At 44.4% G+C, this 15,718-nt stretch carries 15 protein-coding genes; 2 read left to right on the top strand and 13 right to left on the bottom strand.

All coding sequences use genetic code 11. From position 1 onward, the window contains the following. Positions 1–154: 154 nt before the first annotated feature. The 13 genes from C1A07_RS13565 to C1A07_RS13505 all read right to left on the bottom strand — a co-directional run bounded on the left by C1A07_RS13565 (position 155) and on the right by C1A07_RS13505 (position 12,863). Positions 155–541, bottom strand: coding sequence for an Asp23/Gls24 family envelope stress response protein (locus C1A07_RS13565; RefSeq protein WP_242972323.1), 387 nt, complete (start codon positions 539–541; stop codon positions 155–157). A 72-nt stretch (positions 542–613) separates the two neighbouring features. Next, complete coding sequence (locus C1A07_RS13560; RefSeq protein WP_101877568.1) at positions 614–2,983, bottom strand: ribonucleoside triphosphate reductase; 2,370 nt, start codon at positions 2,981–2,983, stop codon at positions 614–616. 201 nt (positions 2,984–3,184) lie between these two features. After that, entirely contained in the window at positions 3,185–4,441 is a 1,257-nt protein-coding gene (gene hflX, locus C1A07_RS13555) for a GTPase HflX (protein WP_101877567.1), read from the bottom strand. A gap of 19 nt (positions 4,442–4,460) precedes the next feature. After that, complete coding sequence (locus tag C1A07_RS13550) at positions 4,461–5,243, bottom strand: tetratricopeptide repeat protein (RefSeq protein WP_101877566.1); 783 nt, start codon at positions 5,241–5,243, stop codon at positions 4,461–4,463. A gap of 10 nt (positions 5,244–5,253) precedes the next feature. Then, complete coding sequence (locus tag C1A07_RS13545) at positions 5,254–5,766, bottom strand: dCTP deaminase/dUTPase family protein (protein WP_101877565.1); 513 nt, start codon at positions 5,764–5,766, stop codon at positions 5,254–5,256. Between the two features lie 25 nt (positions 5,767–5,791). Continuing rightward, positions 5,792–6,283, bottom strand: a complete 492-nt coding sequence (nrdG, locus tag C1A07_RS13540) for an anaerobic ribonucleoside-triphosphate reductase activating protein (RefSeq protein ID WP_101877564.1) — start codon at positions 6,281–6,283, stop codon at positions 5,792–5,794. 18 nt (positions 6,284–6,301) lie between these two features. Beyond that, positions 6,302–8,434: an anaerobic ribonucleoside-triphosphate reductase gene (gene nrdD / locus C1A07_RS13535; RefSeq protein WP_101877563.1), complete on the bottom strand. Its 2,133-nt coding sequence runs from the start codon at positions 8,432–8,434 to the stop codon at positions 6,302–6,304. After that, the gene (gene scpB, locus C1A07_RS13530; RefSeq protein WP_408609825.1) at positions 8,431–9,117 is read right to left on the bottom strand and encodes an SMC-Scp complex subunit ScpB; all 687 of its coding nucleotides are present in this window, start codon (positions 9,115–9,117) and stop codon (positions 8,431–8,433) included. Before scpB ends, nrdD begins: the two co-directional genes overlap by 4 nt. Before the next feature lie 57 nt (positions 9,118–9,174). Then, positions 9,175–9,969, bottom strand: coding sequence for a segregation and condensation protein A (locus C1A07_RS13525; protein ID WP_101877562.1), 795 nt, complete (start codon positions 9,967–9,969; stop codon positions 9,175–9,177). Between the two features lie 75 nt (positions 9,970–10,044). Next, entirely contained in the window at positions 10,045–10,905 is an 861-nt protein-coding gene (locus tag C1A07_RS13520) for a metallophosphoesterase (RefSeq protein WP_101877561.1), read from the bottom strand. A gap of 21 nt (positions 10,906–10,926) precedes the next feature. After that, a complete protein-coding gene (rbr, locus tag C1A07_RS13515) occupies positions 10,927–11,520 on the bottom strand; it encodes a rubrerythrin (RefSeq protein ID WP_101877560.1) in 594 nt (197 codons plus the stop codon). 118 nt (positions 11,521–11,638) lie between these two features. After that, positions 11,639–11,845 carry a hypothetical protein gene (locus tag C1A07_RS13510; protein ID WP_101877559.1) on the bottom strand — a complete coding sequence of 69 codons (207 nt, stop codon included), beginning with the start codon at positions 11,843–11,845 and terminating at the stop codon, positions 11,639–11,641. A gap of 109 nt (positions 11,846–11,954) precedes the next feature. Then, on the bottom strand, positions 11,955–12,863 hold the full coding sequence (locus C1A07_RS13505) for a LysR family transcriptional regulator (RefSeq protein ID WP_101877558.1): 909 nt from the start codon (positions 12,861–12,863) through the stop codon (positions 11,955–11,957). Positions 12,864–13,062: 199 nt separating this feature from the next. Between C1A07_RS13505 and C1A07_RS13500 the strand changes: the two genes are divergently transcribed. Together C1A07_RS13500 and C1A07_RS13495 are read left to right on the top strand one after the other, a co-directional pair. After that, entirely contained in the window at positions 13,063–14,235 is a 1,173-nt protein-coding gene (locus tag C1A07_RS13500; protein WP_101877557.1) for a mandelate racemase/muconate lactonizing enzyme family protein, read from the top strand. Between the two features lie 55 nt (positions 14,236–14,290). Further along, the gene (locus C1A07_RS13495) at positions 14,291–15,718 is read left to right on the top strand and encodes a GntP family permease (RefSeq protein ID WP_101877556.1); all 1,428 of its coding nucleotides are present in this window, start codon (positions 14,291–14,293) and stop codon (positions 15,716–15,718) included.

The raw sequence follows: 15,718 nt of genomic DNA, 5'->3' as shown, positions 1-15,718 counted from the left end.
CTAGTTTCTAATTATAACGTACTATGGAAATTTCCACAATAGAAAAAACTAAAACTCAGACCTGAAAAAAGAGGACGCTGGGGAAACAGCCTTTTTATTTTGACTATTTTCCAGCATCCTCTTTTCTTTTTGACAGGTCTTAAAGCTTAGGCGGTCAGACCCCCGCCTCCATCTCTACCCCTGCAATTTTAATATTTACATCCAGTACAGTCAGCCCTGTCATATTTTCAATGGCTGTTTTAACCTTTTCCTGTACCTGGGCGCTGACCTGGGGAATATTGTAACCGTATTGGATATTCAAGGATAATTCCACAGACACATGCTCCTCTGTAACCTCTACCTTTACTCCCTTGGACAGATTTTTCATACCCAGCCTGCTGACTAATTCATTTGTAATGTTGCCGGCCATAGACGCTACTCCCTCCACCTCTGTGGAAGCCAAGCCTGCAATAATCGCCACTACCTCGTCGGCAATCTGCACTTCTCCGATTTTATCTTTTTCGTACAATTTGTGAGACTCTCTGATTTCTGTATTTGCCACAATAATCTCCTCCTGACTGTTAGGATATCTTTTAACATTATAACAAAAACCTGGAGATTTGGAAAGCAGCATTTATTTTTTCAATTCTTCAGTAAATTTTCTAATATTGGAAGCGTTTACATACTTCTGAATTTTTCCGTCTGTCACCAGCACTAAAGTGGGGGCCTGCATTACGCCTAAACTAGTTACCAGCTCCGGATTTTCCTCCGCATCAATCGTCTGATACTCCACTCCGTTTAAAAACTGCTTTGCCACACGGCAGTTGGGGCATGTTTTTGTGGTAAATAAATATGCTCCTGCAGGCAGACCTTCTGAGGCTGAAACTGTCTCCTCCTTCTCTTCCCTGCCTGCAACTGCTTCTCTCCAGTTGGAATGGGACACATCATATGTTTTTCTGTTTTTATATTCCTCTAATTTACCCTCGTTCCAGTTTTTCACAGGTCGGTAGTAACCGGTAATCCGGCTGTAAACTTCCGCCTCCTCCCCGCACACAGGGCAAGTAAAATGCTCACCGATCAAATAGCCGTGTTCCTTACAAATTGAGTATGTAGGAGAGATGGTATAGTAGGGCAGCTTATAGTTTTCTGCAATTGTGCGCACCAGCTTAGCGGCAGCCTTCCAGTCAGGCAGCTTTTCTCCTAAAAATGCGTGGAATACTGTACCTGAAGTATAAAGGGTCTGCAGCTCATCCTGCACGTCCAGGGCGTCAAATACATCTGATGTGTAGCCTACCGGCAGGTGGGAACTGTTTGTATAATAAGGAGAACCGCAGTCTCCGGAAGCCGTCTTGATGCCTGGGAATCTTTTTACGTCGTGCTTTGCCAGACGATAAGAGGTGGATTCTGCAGGCGTAGCCTCTAAATTGTACAGGTCCCCGTACTGCACCTGATATTCGGACAGCCTTTCTCTCATATGGTTTAAAACATTTTTTGTAAATTCCTGAGTCTCAGGGTGAGTCATATCCTTGCCAATCCATCTGGCGTTTAAGCCGGCCTCGTTCATGCCCACCAGGCCAATGGTGGAAAAATGGTTCTCAAATGTGCCTAAGTACCTTTTTGTATATGGATAAAGTCCGCCGTCTAAAAGCTTTGTAATAACCTCTCTTTTTACCTTTAAGGAGCGGGCGGCAATGTCCATCATTCTGTCCAGTCTGGCGTAAAACTCATCGGCAGTTCTGGACTGATATGCAATCCTTGGCATGTTAATAGTTACTACGCCAATAGAGCCTGTGCTTTCTCCTGAGCCGAAGAAACCGCCTGTTTTCTTCCGCAGCTCTCTTAAATCCAGGCGCAGGCGGCAGCACATGCTGCGCACGTCGCTGGGCTTCATATCGCTGTTAATATAATTGGAAAAATAAGGGGTGCCATACTTAGCTGTCATTTCAAACAGCAGTCTGTTATTCTCTGTGTCTGACCAGTCAAAGTCATTTGTAATGGAGTAGGTAGGAATAGGATACTGGAAGCCTCTTCCGTTGGCGTCCCCGTCGATCATTGTCTCAATAAACGCCTTATTTACCATGTCCATTTCTTTTTTACAGTCTTTATACTTAAAGTCCATCTCTTTGCCGCCTACTATGGCGTTCATTTCAGCCATATCATCCGGCACAGTCCAATCTAAAGTAATATTTGAGAAAGGAGCCTGAGTTCCCCAGCGGCTAGGAGTATTTACCCCGTAAATAAAGGATTCAATACACTTTTTGACCTCCGGATATGTAAGATGATCTACCTTAACAAAGGGCGCCAAATATGTGTCAAAAGAGGAGAAGGCCTGAGCTCCGGCCCACTCATTCTGCATAATTCCTAAAAAGTTTACCATCTGGTTGCACAGCACAGAAAGATGCTTGGCCGGAGAGGAAGTTATTTTTCCCGGAATTCCTCCCAGTCCTTCCATCAGCAGCTGCTTTAAAGACCATCCGGCGCAGTAGCCTGTCAGCATGGACAAATCGTGGAGATGAATGTCTGCGTTTCTGTGGGCGCTGGCAATCTCGCTGTCATATATTTCAGACAGCCAATAATTAGCCGTAACTGCTCCTGAGTTGCTGAGAATCAGTCCGCCTACTGAATAGGTAACTGTGGAATTCTCTTTTACGCGCCAGTCTTCTACCTTAACGTAACTGTTCACTACATCCTTGTAATCCAGAATAGTATTTTTCATATTGCGGATTTTTTCCCGCTGCTTCCTGTATAAAATATAGGCCTTTGCCACCTCTGTGTAGCCTGTCTGCTCCAGCACATGCTCCACGCTGTCCTGAATCTCTTCTACAGAAATCTTCCCCTCGCTCATTTTTCCCTGGAAATCTGCAGTTACACGCAGGGACAGCAGTTCCAGAATTTCATTGTTAAATTCCTTCCCCGTAGCCTTAAAAGCCTTTTTAATGGCCTCTGTAATCTTTATCAGACTAAAATCTGCAATTTCACCGTCACGTTTAATAACACTTATCATGGTAGAGCCCCTTTCTCCTATTCCCCGGCATCTTTAATCAGGCAGTTTACTGCCTGGGCCGGATGACAACGACATAGGATTCATTATAGCAGAGTAAACCAAAAAACACAATATCTGGGAATGATTTTAATTTTATCCCATATATTGTGTTTTATTATAAAATCTAATAAATCTATTTTCTGGAAATATTCAAAAATTTTTTTACTTTTCAGGCAGCACATTTCCATAGGATTCCGCCGCCACATAGGCCTTTACATATATGCCGTCTTCCCTGTATTCTTCCTCTAACAGCTCTCCATATTTGCGGATCAGCTGAATTTTTCCCGCCTGGCTGTAGGGATAAAGCTGCTCCAGATACACCTTTCTGCTGCGCAGTATTTTTTCCAGAATGTCTATCAGCTCCTCCACATTTTCCCCTGTTTTGGCAGACAGCTTTACCTGGTAATCTGAGGTCAGATCTTTTAATATCATTCCCTCTTCCACACTGTCTATTTTATTAAATACTGTAACAATCTCCTTGTCCTTTACCTCCAGCTGTCTTAATGTATCGTACACCACATACATCTGCATGTCCATTTGAGGGTTGGAGCAGTCTACTACGTGAAGAATAATATCTGCATACTTTGCCTCTTCCAAAGTGCTTTTAAAAGCCTCAATTAAATGATGAGGCAGCTTTCTAATAAAGCCTACTGTGTCTGTCAGAAGAATTTCCTGACCGCTTGGCAGCTTTAAATTTCTGGTTGTAGGATCTAAGGTGGCAAACAATTTATCCTCTGCCAAGATTCCTGCATCCGTTAAATGGTTTAATAAGGTGGACTTTCCCGCATTGGTGTAGCCTACAATAGCGGCTACCACTACATGATTTCTGCTTCTCTGCTGTCTGGCAACCTCCCTGTGGCGCTTTACGTCTGCAAGCTCTGCCTTCAGCTGTCCGATTCTGTCGTGAATCCGCCTTCTGTCTACCTCCAGCTTTGTTTCTCCAGGGCCTCTGGTGCCGATTCCTCCGCCTAAACGGGACAGAGAATTGCGCAGTCCCACCAGCCTGACGGCTCTGTATTTCAGCTGGGCCAGCTCCACCTGTATCTTTCCTTCCCTGGTAGTGGCTCTGTCGGCAAAAATGTCCAGAATCACCATTGTTCTGTCCATTACCTTCATCCCTAAGGCGTCCTCTAAATTTCTCATCTGGACAGGCGACAGCTCATCATCACATACAATGCCTGTGGCTCCCAGCTCTAAAGCCATTTCTCTTACCTCTTCAATTTTGCCCTTGCCCAAATATGTGCCTGGATGAACTCTTTCTCTGTTTTGGATTACCTTTGCCAAGGTTGCCGCCCCTGCAGTCTTTACCAGCTCCTCCAGCTCTTTTAAAGAATTTTCTGTATCGTCGGCTTCCCCTGTGCTGACGCCGGCCAGAATCACCTTTTCTTCTATATCTTTTACTTCAAATGTTTCTGCCATGAAACCTCCTGTTTTCCTTTTATCTGGTGCTGAGAAAAGCGATTTCTTTCTCCAGCTTCTCATCAGACCCATATGAGGCCTTATATTGCAAAAATAAATCTAAGGCCCTAGAAAACTCTCCGCTGTACTCTAAAGCCACGGCCTTGTTGTACATTAAATCTCCCATAGCCGCCTGATCTCCCAGGGCTATTCCCTGATCTAACAGCTGTAACGCCTTGTCGTACATTCCCGCCTCTATCTGGGCCGCTCCCAGCACATTATACATTTCCGCGCTGGCTATTGCTCCCCCTGCTATGGCTGAATCGTACAAATCTGCCGCCTTCTGGTTTTCTCCTGCAGCCTGATACCCTTTCCCCAAAGCCAGAAGAGCTTCCATATTCCAGGATACCTCCCTGTCCATCTGAACATCCATGTTCCGGGCCTGGGTATAATCTGCGCCGGCCTCCTCTAACTGCCCTGCGCCTGCATAACATATACTTCTGCCATAAAGGTATTCCGGCAATTGTCCATCTACCTGAATCAACACGTCATAGGTATGAGCGGCGGCCAGGAAATCTCCGCTTTTATATTCAGCTTCTCCCCTGTATTTTAATATGTCCAGCTCCATATTTCCTACTTTTCCGTCTGCAGCCTTTAAAGCCTGCTCAAAGGAAACAATGGCTTCTTCGTAATTTCCCTGATCCAGCTGTTCAATTCCAGCAAGCCTTAACTGTTTTTCTTCCTGGCTTCTGCCGCAGCCGGAAATAAGAAGAATACAAAAAACCCCTGTTCCCGCCAGAAATCGTTTTATTCCCCTGCTCATTTATTCTCCTTTATCTTGTGGTGCTTCCAAAGCCTCCGTTTCTGATCTCCTCAGTATCGTCGTCTATTGTAATTCCATATTCCAGAAAAATTCCCTGGGCAAACCCTGTGCCTGCCTCTAAAACTACATCCTTGCCCTGGCGGCCGTCGTTAGTCACCTTTATCTGAATATGTCCTTCATTGTCAGAGCCATAGTAATCGCTGTCTATAATTCCTACTGTGTTGTTTAACTGCAGGCGGAATTTAAAGCCTAAACCGCTTCTGGGGTAAATTTTCAGAACCCATCCCTCTTCCATCCAGCATCTGATTCCTGTAGGAATCTTTTTCTCCTCCCCGGGAGCTAAAGTAATATTCACAGGCACATAAAAATCATAGCCGGCAGATCCACAGGTAGCTCTTTTAGGCAGCTTTATACTGTCGTAAATTTCTTTTATTTCTGCCTCTGAGGCTTCTAAAAATTCTCCTGCCCAATCCTTTGTAAACTGATCCAGGCTTACTTTTTCAAACTTAGCGATTTTTTTCATCTGTTGTTCATTCCTTTACTATTTTTTATCTGCAGTGAAGGACTACGCCCCCGCTGATTAAGGTTCTCTGCACGTCAATGACTCTCTGGTTAGAGCTTCCTCTCCAGTACAGCTTTGTATCTTTTTTTTCTACAATAAATTCTCCGTCTACAACTACGTCTACTTTTTTTATAAATGGAAGGCCGCAGATCTGTTCCCAATCATAGCCTGTGTAAAGCCAAATGGTTTTATGAGGATATTTTTCATATATTTCACTGATTAGCTTTCCAATATCCTCCCTGTTGGACGGATGTAGAGGATCTCCTCCGCTGAGAGTGATACCGGTTACATAAGGTTTTTCCAGCTGCACAAACAACTCCTCCTTAGCCGCCTGGTCAAAAGGGATTCCTCCTCTAATATCCCAGGTTACTGGATTATGGCATTCCCGGCAGTTGTGATTACAGCCGGCCACCCACAGCACCACCCGCAGCCCGTCCCCATTCAGCATATCATCCTTTGTAATGTTGTGGTAACGCATCCTTTTGTCCTTCCTTTACTACATAGATTTCCGTTCTGCGATTTCCGCCATTTTGGCCTCGTTCAGCCTGGTATCGCCTTTTACTCTGGAATAGCTAAGATATCCGTTCATACGGTCGATTTTTGTCAGATTTCTGCTGCCGCACTTTGGACACACATCCATTTCCAGCTCCTGATGGCCGCAGTCGTCGCAATAAGACAGGGAAAGGTTCACTCCCTCGTAAAATCCCATGTCCATAGCTCTGCGCACCAGAGTTTTAATTGCCTCTGTATTATAATCAATAGGATATTTTACATACTGGATTTTTCCGCCGTTAGATAACTCCCAGAATCTGTATTCTAAATCCTGTTTTTCAATAGGCGTAATATCTTCTGTTACATGGCAGTGGAAGCCGTTGCTTACGTATTCTCTGTCAGAAACATTTTCCACAATGCCATATTTTTTTCTAAATTGTTTTACCTGCAAACCGCAGAGATTTTCTGCAGGAGTGGCGTAAATCGCGTAAAGATTGCCGTCCTCCTGCTTAAACTCTTCCACCTTTTTATTAATATGCTCTAAAACCTCAATGGCAAACCGGCCGTCCTCCACTAAGGACTTTCCGTTGTAAAGCTGCTGCAGCTCATTAAAGGCTGTAATTCCAAAAGAAGCGGTAGCTGTCTTTAAAAGAGGCTTAATCTTATCATGCAATCCCAGATTTCCCCCGTAAAATCCTCCTTCGCAGTATGCTAAAGGATTGGTGGAAGCCCGCATCTCCCCCAGATAAGCATATGTTCTAATGTGGATTTTCCGGATTAATTCCAGGTAATAATCTAATACCTCATAGAAATCTTTGCTTTCCTGTCTGGCCTTAGCCAGAATCATAGGCAGGTGAAGGCTGACTACTCCAATATTAAAGCGGCCTACGAACACAGGAGAATCCTTGGCGTCTGCAGGGTACATGCCTCCTCTTTCATACCATGGAGACAAGAACGCGCGGCAGCCCATAGGGGAAATAATCTTTCCATACTGTTTGTACATGCTGGCAATATAACCTTTTCCTGTTAAGGACAGCCAGTCTGGATACATGGTTTTTCTGGAACACTGGATTCCGGCTTCAAATACATCCTCCAACTCTCCTCCAGGTCCGTGCAGCTTTTCATCATACAAAAATACCAGCTTAGGGAACAGCACAGGCTTTTTGTGGCCTTTTTTCCCCTCTCCGCCTTTGCGCACGTTCAGCATAGTAATTGTAGCCATTTTGGCAAAGCGGCTGGTGCCTGTGCCTGCCGTCATAGTGATAAACGGATAATCGCCTCTGCTGGAGGATACAGAATTAAATTTGTATTCCCAGCCCTGGAAGCCCTGCTCCATTTCCCTTTGCACGTCCTTCCAGGCAACCTCCTCCGCCCTTTCCTGGGGAAGGCCCAGGTCTATATATTTTTCAATGTATTTTTCATATGATTTTTCAGCATAAGGAGCCAGGATTTCTTCTACGCTTGGCACTGTAAAGCCGCCGTACTGCTGGCTGGCAGCGCTTAAAACAATATCTCCGATTACATCAAATGCCACATCCAAAGTCTTTGGCTCATTATACCACAGGTTGCCCATTTCAAAGCCGCCTGTAAGCACATTTTTCACGTCAAAAAGGCAGCAGTTCATGGTGTCCCGCCTTGCAGACATATCGTGAATGTACAGATATCCGTCTCTGCAGGCCTGAAGTTCTTCCACAGTCATAAAGAATTTCTGGTACAGAGATTTATTCAGCTCGTTAAAAATCAGGCTGCGCTTTGTAGATACCAGGGCGCTGTCTGTGTTGCTGTTTTCCTTGTCTCCAATGTACATAATAGACTGGCTTTTTTTGTATACGTCATCCAGCATCTGAACAAAGTCCTGCTTGTAGTTTCTGTAATCTCTATAGCTTTTGGCCACTAAAGGATTTACCTTTTCTAAAGCTCCCTCCACCAGATTATGCATACTGGCAATAGGAATCTCCGCCACGCAAAGCTCCTCTGCTTTTTCCTGTACAAACTGACAGATAAAATTAAGCTCTGCCTGTGAAAAGTGAATCATGGCTCTTTCTGCTGATTTGTTCACCGCCACAACTACCTTTTTTACATTAAAATCTTCTCTTGTTCCATCCTTTTTTACCACTCTGATTTCACTGCACTTCAACTTTCCTTACCTCCTATATCTTCTGTCCTGCGCTGGTCTGTTTCTGTATTTATGTACTGCAGCTCTTCCTCTGCTTCCTGTTTAAATTCTGCCGCCTGCTCCGGATTTATCTGGGGAAGGTTGTCTGTGCTTCCCACTCCAAACCGGCGCAAAAATTCTTCAGTAGTGGCAAAAAGAGCCGGACGCCCTGGGGCGTCCAGCCTGCCTGCCTCAAATACTAATCCATATTCTATGAGGCGATTTACTGCATGATCTGACTTTACTCCTCGGATTTTTTCAATCTCCATCTTAGTAACCGGCTGTTTATAAGCAATAATGGATAAGGTTTCCAACATTACATCAGTGAGAATATGTTTTTTCGGCGCTGCCGCTACCCGGATTAAATTTTCATAAAAACAAGATCTGGTGCACATTTGAAAGCTGTTGTCCAGCTCTATAATCTGCATCCCCCTGTTTTCCGTTTCATACCGTTTTTTTAACATCTGCACCGCCTGCCACGCTTCTTTTGTGTCACAATCCAATGCTGTGGCCAGCTGCTTTAATGTAACAGAGCCTCCCATGGTAAAAAGCACGGCCTCCACAACGGCCTCCGCCTCATTTTCATGCTCCGGAAGTATGTTAAGCTCCATCTGGCGCAGCTCTTCTCTTTCCAGTTCTTCCTCCATCGCCTGGTGACGGGCCATAACCTCCTCCAGGTCACAGCTCTCCTCTTCAAACACGTCTTCCATTTCCTTCTCCCATTAAACTGCAAAATCCTCCAGATCACGAAGATCCAGTTCCTCCTGGCCTTCCTCCTCCAGGATTTCTATGTACATATCGTCAAAAGTATTTTCCTGAGTTAAATGAATTTTTCCGATTTTCATTAATTCCAAAACAGCCAGAAAGGAAACCACTATCTCCACCTTGTCCGCCTGCTTCTCTAACATAGCCCGAAAGCTGAATTTTCTGTGGGCCCTGGCATATGACATTACAGAAATCACTTTTTGTTCCAGGCTTACCGGCTCTTTTTTAATAACGCCGAAGCTGCTTCGGATAGGGTCTACCTTATCCTCTCTCCGCTTCATCACCGACTGGAAAATCCGCTGCAGCCTGGCCAGACTTAACCCGTCTAACAGCTGGTCCAAATCTACCGGCTCCTCGAACTTTAACACCTCTGCCGGCACTGCAGGCTCCCTGTACAACAGCTTCTCTGCATCTACCTCCATGTCCTTCAGCTCCCCGGCCATGTACTTGTACATCTTATATTCCAGCAATCTGGCCACCAGTTCTGCTCTTGGATCTTCCTCCTCCCCGTCCTGGCCCTCTTCTGCAGGGAGAAGCATTTTAGCCTTAATTTCAATTAAAGTGGCCGCCATCACCAGAAACTCGCTGACAATATTTAAATCCTCTGTATCCATATGGCTGACATAATCTAAATATTGCTCCGTAATATCCACAATAGGAATATCATAGATACTGACCTTACTTTTTTCAATTAAATGAAGGAGCAGATCTAAAGGCCCCTCGAACTTTTCCAGCTTATATGAGATTCCCATGTTTTTGTTCGCTTTCTGTGTTTCGTATTCTCACACAGTATAGCAAACTTTTCCTCCTCTGTAAACATTAATACATCAAAATATAGTTTTATTTTTCAGTCTCACCACTACTACTTGTGGTTTATTAAACAGTCTGATTCTAATAGAATGAGTGCCCAGCCCCCGGCTGACAATCATGGTTTTCTCATTTTCCTGGAATTTTCCTGCGCACCAGGGCAGAAAAAACTGGAATTGAGGCGTCATTACTCCTCCCACCAAAGGCAGACGGATTGTGCCCCCGTGAAAATGGCCTGCCAGAGAAAGATCTGCTCCCCAGGCTTTATAGGCAGAAAAAAACAAAGGGGAATGAGCCAGCAAAATTTCATATCTTTTTTTATGGGCCGGCCCTGCCTCTTTCTTGATTTCCTCCGACCTTAACTCTTCTGTTTTAAATTTTTTATAATACTTTTTGTCTAAATCATATCCGGTAATGGCTAAATCCTCATCTACTAAAACAGTTTCATTAGAAAGCACTGTTACGCCGGCTGATTTTAAGGCCTGTACATATTCTTCGTACAAATCCCCGTAAATTTCCTTTTCCTCCCGCATTCTGCACTCGTGATTTCCGTTGGCGCAGTACACAGGATACCTGTCAGCCAAAGCCTCCAAAAGCTTTTTTGCAGCTTTTACATCCCGCTTTCCTTTGCAGATCATCATATCGCCGCCTGACAAAATCAGATCAGGCCTTACCTGGTCAATGGCCTTTAAAAGCTTTTTATTATCCTTCCCAAATTCCTGACTATGTAAGTCGGACAGGAACACAACTGTCCTGTTCTTTTTAATCTTTTCTGAAACTGTTTGATAATATTCAACTTTAAAATGGCGTTTCTCATATTCAGAGCGCAGCAGCCCTGCAATTCCTGTCAGAACCGCCGCCTCCATTATTATTTTCCACATGTGTAATCTCCGTATTTTTCCTTATGCCTTAATATAAGGAGCCAGCTCCAGTCTGATAAAATATCCCTGCTCATGGTGACATACAGGGCAGGCTGCCGGCGCCTGAAGTCCAGTGTGAATATGGCCGCAGTTTAAGCACATCCACCCTGTCTCCACATCAGAGACAAACAGCTGATTTTTCTCCAGATAATCTGCAAACAGCTGGAATCTGTCTCCGTGAACCTTTTCAATTGCAGCGATCATTTCAAATGTTTTGCTGATCTGAAGAAATCCTTCTTCTGCCGCTGTTTTGGCAAAGCTGCTGTATACAATATCGTGCTCCTCGTATTCATTGTGCCTTGCCGCCTTTAAAAGGTCAAGACTCCTATTGTAGATATCCACCGGATACCCTCCGTCAATATGAATTGTCTGACCTGCCATCTCTCCTAAATAATTATAAAATATTTCTCCGTGTTCTTTTTCCTGGTCTGCCGTAAATGTAAAAACTGCCTGGATCACCGGCAGCTTCTCCTTTTTTGCCTGGCCGGCTGCAAATGTATAACGGTTTCTGGCCTGACTTTCTCCTGCAAAAGCTCTCATCAGGTTTTTGGCTGTCTCGCTTGTCTTAAAATCCATTCTTGTACCTCCTGTAATGTGAATACCATTTGTTTATACATAATTAATGTTCCACATTACAGAAATCTTATACCCCAGAAACTTCCATTATTCCATTATTTTCGTTTTTTTCTTTATTCTATTCATCTGGCAGGTGATCAGCTCCAATGGCCGCCAGCACAAAGACGATCCCGTACACTACGGCCAGCACAATACTCAGCAGCCTGTAAATATTATAGTTAGGCTCCCCTGGGAGTGGAGGATGTGTCATCGCCACAGAATATGCAATTCCTGCCATGGCAGTAAAACCAAAAATTTTAAATAGTATACCTCCGAACCTTTTCATCCGTCAACCTCCGTTCTTTTTCTTATAGTGTAATCCATATCCGGGTAACAAGCAATACTGCCGGGCCGGGATTTCACCGCATCTTTCGACATAGTATGACAAAAACAAATTATTTTTTACTGTCAAAATAATTTTTAGCCAGCTTAATAAAATATCTTTCACTTTGTCTGGGGGTAAAGTCTTTCCGGAAAGCAACTACCACAAACCACTGAACTAAGGGGATAGCATGGGCGTATACAATAGCGTCTGAAGCCATGGAGCAGGAAACTGGAACAAAGGTGCTTCCTATTTCCTGCTCCACCATAATCAGGCTGGCCGGATGACTGTTAATCTCCGCCACAACTTTAGGGAAAATTCCCTGGGCTGCAAAACATTGATCCTCCAACTTTCGTATTGTGGTCTTATTTTGAGAAAAAATCATAGGTTCGTTTTTCAAGGCCGCCACGTCAACGGCAGGCAGGCCTTTTTCCATGTAAGTAAAAGGCAAAGCAGAGGCATGGCTTTTGGGAATTGCTAAAATCAGCTCCTCGCCGTGTAAAAGCATACTTTCCTGGGGCAGAGAAACATCGTCGGCCAAAGGGATAATAGCCATATCAATCTGGCTGGCAGAAAGCATCTGCATCAAAGGCACAGCCGTTTCTTCCCTTACAGTCACCTTTACATTAGGGTAAAGCTTGTTAAATTCTCCGATAATGTGAGAATAAGCTACTGCTCCCCACTGGGGAGTTAAGCCTACAGAAAAACTTCCGATTTTTGATTCTGTTAAGTCAGACAGTTGATTATATAATTCTTTTTTCTCCTTCAGCATCTGCCGGCAGGCCTTTACATACAGCTGGCCGGCAGCAGTTAAAGCCATCTCATTTCTTCGGCGGTCAAACAAGCGTATCCCTAATTCCGACTCCAGCTTGCTTAAATATTGGCTTAATGTAGATTGTGTAATATGCAGATTGTCCGCTGCCCGTGAAATCCCCCGCATGTCGGCAATTTCAATAATGTATTCTAAATGATGCAGATCCATATTGCTGTCCCCCCCCCTTAACCCTCAGATTTTCTATTTTGCAGCGTTTTTTTCTTTATAAACAATTATACATAATATTCTCCTTTCTAACTATTCGTTTTTATTAATTCCAGGATTTAATTTTAACAATTTGTGTAATTGATCTGCATCCTGTACACTGATATCAGAATAAATTTTTTTTACATAAAGGAGGTAGAATATGAAAATTACTTCAGTAAAGGCCATAGGACTCAGGTGGGAATGTCCTGTTATGAGCGATGCCATGTCAGTGTGCAAAGCCCGTCAGGCTTTATGGGTAAAGGTGGAAACAGACTCCGGCGTTTACGGAATCGGCGAGGCGTTTTGTTATGGCAGCCCGTTAATCATTGCCCGCCACATTGTGGAGGATCAGCTGGCCTCTGCCATTATTGGGGAAAATCCTGAAAATATTCAGTGGCTGTGGCAGAAAATGTATTGGAAAAATGTTCCCAACGGCCGCACCGGTCTTGTGATGGGATGTATCAGCGGCATTGATATTGCCCTTTGGGATATTCTGGGAAAAACAGCCGGGCTGTCTATATCTAAGCTTTTAGGCAGACACTCCGACCGTATTCCCGCATATGCCAGCGGCGGCTTTTACGCCCCAGGAAAAAGTATTGACGGCTTAAAGCAGGAAACAGAAAAATATTTAGAAAAGGGGTATAAGGACATTAAAATTAAAATCGGCCGCAATCCCAAGCTGGAGAGAAATGCAGTAAATTACACGGGAAATACAGATTTTTCAGTGGCCTATGAGGAAGATATCAGGCGAATAGAAGCTGTCCGCAGGCTAATGGGGAATAAAGGCCGTCTGGCGGCTGATATTAACGCAGCCTGGCCGGCTAACGCAGTTCTTTTTGCTGCCAGGGATTTTAAAGAAGCTGGCTTAAACTGGCTGGAGGAGCCTATTCTTTTTGAGGACGAAGAGGGGTTAAAACAGATTAGAGAAAAGCTGTCCCCCATTCTGCTTATGGGCTATGAAACAGTTCAGGGCTGCCAGAATTTTACCCGTTTAATGAAAGCAAACGTCATGGATATTGTACAGCCTGATATAGGCTGGAGCGGAGGTATTTCTGAGCTTAAAAAAATCGGACTGGCAGCAGAAGGTTTTTCCAAGCTTGTATCCCTTCACTCCTTTGGCTCCTGCGTTCATTTTGCAGCCAGCCTTCAGCTTTCCGCCTGCCTGCCTAATGTGGAGGCTATGGAAAGCGAGGAAAATGAAAACTTCTTAAAAACAGGTGTTTTAAAAACGCCTTTTGAATATGACAAGGATATGAATTTTTATGTGCCGGATTTGCCTGGTCTCGGTATTGAAATTGATTGGGATAAGGCAGAGCCTCTTAGAGTTTTTTAAACCGGCTTTGAAAAAATGTACTGCTAATTTATAAGAGAAAGAAGGAAGATAATTTATGACGCCTGCAATTTATATGATTTCCTTAGTAATTTCTATTGCCATTTTGCTGCTTCTAACCTTGAAACTAAAAGTCAACAGCTTTATGGCCCTATTTTTCACTGCCATGGGACTGGCAGTATTTTTCGGAGCCTCTCCTCAGGACGGCTTAAATACTATTACTGCCGCATTTGGCAGCAGCCTGGGAAGCATCGGGCTTCCAGTGCTTTTTGGAGCTATTTTAGCTATGGGCGTTCAGGACTCCGGCGCCGCCGTAGCCATAAGTAATTTCTTTGTAAAGCTTTTCAGGGGAAAACATTTAGAGCTGGCTCCTGCGTTAACTGCTTTTATTATGGCTATTTCTGTTTTTGGAGATATTTCTCAGCTTCTCACGGCTCCTATTGCAGCTACTATTGCAAAGCGCAGAAACTTAAACATGTCTGTAGTAACTGCTTACGTCATTACTGCCGTCTGGTTCACCCACGGCGTAGTGCCTCCCTCAGCGGCTATTTTGGCTGTAGCTGTTTTGCTGGGCGCCGACGTGGGAATGTGTATTTTATGGGGACTGATTATCTGCCTGGCTGCTCTTTTAATTGTATATTTTCTTACTATTGGATGGATGACCCGCCACGCCTCCTATGCAGAGCCTAAGCCGGAATATACTGTTGGCATTGAACCGGTGACAGATCAGGCTACTGTGGAGGATCTGATTATTAAAGAGGCGGATATTCCTAATGCTTTTGTGGCTTTCCTGCCTCTCATTGTGCCGGCAGCCTTAATTGCAATCTCTTCTGTCTGCTCCATGGTACTGCCAAAGGACAGCCTGATTGTATCCGCCTCCGGCTTTTGGGGAGACAAAGCAGTAGCTATGCTGATTGGAATTATTATACTTATATTGACAAACGGAAAAATTAAAGACAAGATGCTTGTAAACGCCAGCCGCACTGAGGCCATCAGCCCAAAAGCATCTTTATTAGAACTAGGTATGGGAAACTGGGTTACCAGGGCCATTGACGTTTCAGCCATGGTTTTAGTGGTCACTGCTATGGGCGCCGCCTTTGCTTCTGTTTTGTCCAGCCAGCCTGTAGTAGCTGAAATCGCCCAGGTTGTAGCCGGCTCCGGTATTCCTATGATTCTGATTCCCTTTATTATTGCCGCTGTTATGCGCGCCGCCGCAGGCTCTATGGCAACTGCTTCCATGGCTGCCGCAGGCATATGTCTGCCTATTATGAATACCCTGGGACTTTCCCCTGTAGCTGTCACCTTGGCTATCGGCTTAGGCACAGTTTTATTCGGCCATGTAAATGACTCCGGCTGCTGGATGTGCCAGGAGGTTTTTAACGTAGATTTATCTCAGTATTTAAAATATGTCAGCCCTATGGCTGCCCTGGGAGGAATTGTAGGCATGATTCTCCTTATGGCTCTCAGCTTTATTGGACTTATCTAG

Origin of the sequence: Lachnoclostridium edouardi, assembly GCF_900240245.1 — a bacterium.
Taxonomy (GTDB): domain Bacteria; phylum Bacillota; class Clostridia; order Lachnospirales; family Lachnospiraceae; genus Lachnoclostridium_A; species Lachnoclostridium_A edouardi.
This window is presented reverse-complemented; position numbering and strand designations above follow the sequence as displayed.

What these genes read in the sequence shown, in the direction of transcription:
- C1A07_RS13500 (WP_101877557.1), top strand. Translation starts at nt 13,063, where the DNA reads ATGAAAATTACTTCAGTAAAGGCCATAGGACTCAGGTGGGAATGTCCT.
- C1A07_RS13505 (WP_101877558.1), bottom strand. Translation starts at nt 12,863, where the DNA reads ATGGATCTGCATCATTTAGAATACATTATTGAAATTGCCGACATGCGG.
- C1A07_RS13520 (WP_101877561.1), bottom strand. Translation starts at nt 10,905, where the DNA reads ATGTGGAAAATAATAATGGAGGCGGCGGTTCTGACAGGAATTGCAGGG.
- hflX (WP_101877567.1), bottom strand. Translation starts at nt 4,441, where the DNA reads ATGGCAGAAACATTTGAAGTAAAAGATATAGAAGAAAAGGTGATTCTG.
- C1A07_RS13495 (WP_101877556.1), top strand. Translation starts at nt 14,291, where the DNA reads ATGACGCCTGCAATTTATATGATTTCCTTAGTAATTTCTATTGCCATT.
- C1A07_RS13545 (WP_101877565.1), bottom strand. Translation starts at nt 5,766, where the DNA reads ATGAAAAAAATCGCTAAGTTTGAAAAAGTAAGCCTGGATCAGTTTACA.
- C1A07_RS13560 (WP_101877568.1), bottom strand. Translation starts at nt 2,983, where the DNA reads ATGATAAGTGTTATTAAACGTGACGGTGAAATTGCAGATTTTAGTCTG.
- scpB (WP_408609825.1), bottom strand. Translation starts at nt 9,117, where the DNA reads ATGGCCCGTCACCAGGCGATGGAGGAAGAACTGGAAAGAGAAGAGCTG.
- C1A07_RS13525 (WP_101877562.1), bottom strand. Translation starts at nt 9,969, where the DNA reads ATGGGAATCTCATATAAGCTGGAAAAGTTCGAGGGGCCTTTAGATCTG.
- nrdG (WP_101877564.1), bottom strand. Translation starts at nt 6,283, where the DNA reads ATGCGTTACCACAACATTACAAAGGATGATATGCTGAATGGGGACGGG.
- rbr (WP_101877560.1), bottom strand. Translation starts at nt 11,520, where the DNA reads ATGGATTTTAAGACAAGCGAGACAGCCAAAAACCTGATGAGAGCTTTT.
- C1A07_RS13550 (WP_101877566.1), bottom strand. Translation starts at nt 5,243, where the DNA reads ATGAGCAGGGGAATAAAACGATTTCTGGCGGGAACAGGGGTTTTTTGT.
- C1A07_RS13510 (WP_101877559.1), bottom strand. Translation starts at nt 11,845, where the DNA reads ATGAAAAGGTTCGGAGGTATACTATTTAAAATTTTTGGTTTTACTGCC.